This is a genomic window from Pseudoalteromonas sp. TB51 (assembly GCF_000498055.1).
GTDB classification, from domain to species: Bacteria; Pseudomonadota; Gammaproteobacteria; order Enterobacterales; family Alteromonadaceae; genus Pseudoalteromonas; species Pseudoalteromonas atlantica.
This window is the reverse complement of the sequence record NZ_AUTO01000093.1, coordinates 1-2,144: the sequence shown is the minus strand read 5'-3', so window position 1 is coordinate 2,144 and position 2,144 is coordinate 1. Positions and strand designations below refer to the sequence as shown.

The 2,144-nt window shown below is 52.8% G+C and carries 2 protein-coding genes; both read left to right on the top strand.

The features are described 5' to 3' along the window. The coding region (locus L650_RS0104450) for an Ig-like domain-containing protein (protein WP_174380476.1) at positions 1 to 1,771 on the top strand (1,771 nt) is incomplete at its 5' end. Next, the coding region (locus L650_RS23580) for an Ig-like domain-containing protein (RefSeq protein ID WP_223230530.1) at positions 1,758 to 2,144 on the top strand (387 nt) is incomplete at its 3' end. The genes L650_RS0104450 and L650_RS23580, both read left to right, overlap by 14 nt.

Genomic DNA, 2,144 nt, shown 5'->3' with positions numbered 1-2,144 from the left:
CGCGCCAAGCATTAGCATTAATACCTTGGTTGATACCAACGACACCACACCAACCATTAATGGGACAAGCGATGCAGCCGATGGCACCACCATTAGCTTAACGTTTGAAGACAGTGCGGGGAATATTACGACTGTTGATACCACCGTAACCGGTGGCGTGTGGAGCGTTGATGCGCCGAGTGAATTAGCTGAAGGTGAATACACAGTGACCGCCGAGGTAGACGATGGTCTGGGTAATATCGGCAGCGCGAGCGAAACCGGTGAGATTGATTTAACCCCACCGAGTCTTGTTATTACAGATAACGGCGTTAGCAACGACACAACACCGACGATCTCCGGCACAAGTGATGCGCCACAAGGCAGTGAAGTGACAATTGTTGTGACAGACAATGCCGGTGCACAGCAAACCATTACCGCCACAGTAGGCGCAACTGGTACATGGTCAGTGCCGGTTACAACAGCCCTGGCTGAGGGCAGTTATACCCTAAGTGCAAGCGTAAGCGATGCAGCGGGTAACACAGCGACCNCCGCCACAGGCGCAGGGGAGGTTGATACCATTGCGCCAACGCTTGATTTAACCAGCCCAGGTTCAAGTAACGATGTTACACCGACCCTAAGCGGCACCAGTGATGCGGTTGAAGGCACCGTGATCACCTTTACGGTTATCGATGATTTAGGAGCCCAGCAAACCTTTACCACCACCGTGGATGCGAGCGGCAACTTCTCAGTCGAAGTGCCGACGGCACTTGCAGAAGGGCCTTACAGCATTGAGGCCAGCATTAGCGATGATGCAGGTAACAGCACGGATATCAGCAGCAGCGGTAACATCGATACCACCGCGCCAAGTGTGAGTGTGGATGCACCAGCGCTCACCAACGACAGCTCGCCAACGGTTACGGGCACCAGTGATGCACCAAACAGCACCGTCACGATAACCTTTACCGATGCAGCCAATGCCGTACAAACTATTGATGTACAAACCGATGCCAATGGTAATTGGAGTGCCACCCCAGCGACTGATTTAGCCGAAGGGAGTTACAGCGTCAGCGCGAGCATCACGGATGCAGCGGGCAACACGGGCACAGGGACAGACAGCGGTGAAGTGGATGTAACTCCACCGGCTCTTGCCTTTACGCCAACCTTCGAGCTTGGTTTATTGGTTACCCTCAGTGGTACGTCTGACCTGCCAGCAGGCAGTGAAATCACCATCACCGAGCAACTTATTGGCGGGNGGGGAGTCGGTGTAACTTACACCACCACAACCGATGCCAACGGTAATTGGTCTTTGGTGGGGCTTGATGTATCACTACTGGATGTAGGCTCTGTGATTGCCACAGCCACAGATGCAGCAGGGAACACACGCACAATCAGCTCAGATGACTTTGATAACACACCACCTACACTCACAGTTGAGGTGGATGCACAAAGCAATAGCAACACGCCTATAATCAGCGGTACAAGTGACGCAGGCGAAGGCGCACAAGTAACGATTGTGGTGACCGACAGTGACGGTAACCCACAAACCATTACCGCCCTTGTTGATGCCAACGGCGAGTGGAGCGCCACACCAGCGACACCACTCAGTGAAGGTGAAAGCACGATTGAAGTGAGCGTACGCGACAGCGTAGGCAACGAAACCACCGTGAGTGAAACCGCCACCATCGATACGCAAGCACCCACATTAACTATGCAAACTGTGGGTGATGTAAATGACTTAACCCCGACATTACAAGGCACCAGTAACGAAATTGGCGGCNGTGACCGACAGTGACGGCGCTGTGCAAACCATTACCACCACCGTTGGCACGGATGGGCATTGGGATATTGAAGTGCCCAGTGCGCTGGCACAAGGTGACTTTACTGTAACGGCCAGTATTACTGATGCCGCAGGCAATGAAAGTACCGCCAACAGCAGTGGCAATGTAGATACCATTACCCCAGTTGTAACTGTGGATGCACTGGGACTTGGTAACGACAGTACTCCACTTATTAGTGGTACTTCAACTGAGCCAGAAGGCACAGTTGTAAACATTGTAATCACCGACAGTAATGGCGATGAAACACCGCTCACCGCTACCGTGGATGTCAACGGCAATTGGCAAGCAATCAGCCCAGAATTACCTGATGGCAGCTACAGTGTACAA